General features: G+C 47.3%; 1 protein-coding gene and 1 pseudogene. Both read right to left on the bottom strand.

Translation table 11 applies throughout. The features are described from left to right. On the bottom strand, positions 1-543 hold a 543-nt coding region (lgt, locus tag ACWHAR_RS24670), incomplete at its 3' end, for a prolipoprotein diacylglyceryl transferase (RefSeq protein WP_452088130.1). 14 nt (positions 544-557) lie between these two features. Continuing rightward, positions 558-891: pseudogene (locus ACWHAR_RS24665) on the bottom strand (HPr(Ser) kinase/phosphatase); the annotation flags it as partial.

Raw genomic sequence — 891 nt, 5'->3', positions numbered from 1 at the left:
TAAAAAAGTAGGATGATAATATTGCCCATTGATATACATTTGATTGATGATAAATTCAGGCAGGTGCAGGTTTTCTAAAAAGGCTCTGCTGACAGCCTCGCCGTGCGCTTCCTGATTCATGAAGTTCCCCCAGCGGCCGATCGCCTGGCCGAGCAAAATGCTGGGCGCGGCAATATCCGCAAGCTTCCAGAACGAAAGGTTTTTCACTCTCGAAAACACATAACCCGTTAAAATGGCGCCGATTAATCCGCCATGAATGGCAATGCCGCCCTTCCAAATCTTAATGATTTCTCCCGGATGTGCCGCATAATAGTCCCATTCAAAGGCAACGTAATAAATTCGTGCGCAAATAATCGCAATTGGAATGGCAAACAGGACAAGATCAATAAACGTATCTTTCTGCAGCCCCCGTTTTTCACTTTCCCTCATCGCAATCCACAGCCCGAGCAAAGCACCGAGACCGATAATGATTCCGTACCAATGGACGGCTAACGGCCCCAGCTGAAATGCTATCGGATTGAGTGGTTCTATCGCTTCATTCATTTAACGCCCAACTCCTATTCTTCTTGTTCACCGTCTTCAATGACATCCGCCAGCTTGTTGGTAAATTGTTCAGCGGCATTCAGCCCCATCCGCTTCAATCTGAAGTTCATTGCTGCCACTTCGATGATGACTGCAAGGTTTCGGCCTGGACGGACGGGAATCGTCAGTTTTGTAATTTCTGTATCAATGATTTTCATGGTCTCTTCCTCAAGTCCGAGCCGGTCGTATTGCTTGCCCTGCTCCCAGAGTTCAAGATTCATGACAATCGTGATTCGTTTATTGCTTCTGACCGCGCCAGCCCCAAATAGCGTCATCACATTGATAATACCAAGGCCCCTGATCTCAAGA

The organism is Bacillus sp. LR--39 (assembly GCF_053613335.1).
Note: the sequence above shows the minus strand (reverse complement) of the source record. Positions and strands in the feature narration are given on the sequence as shown.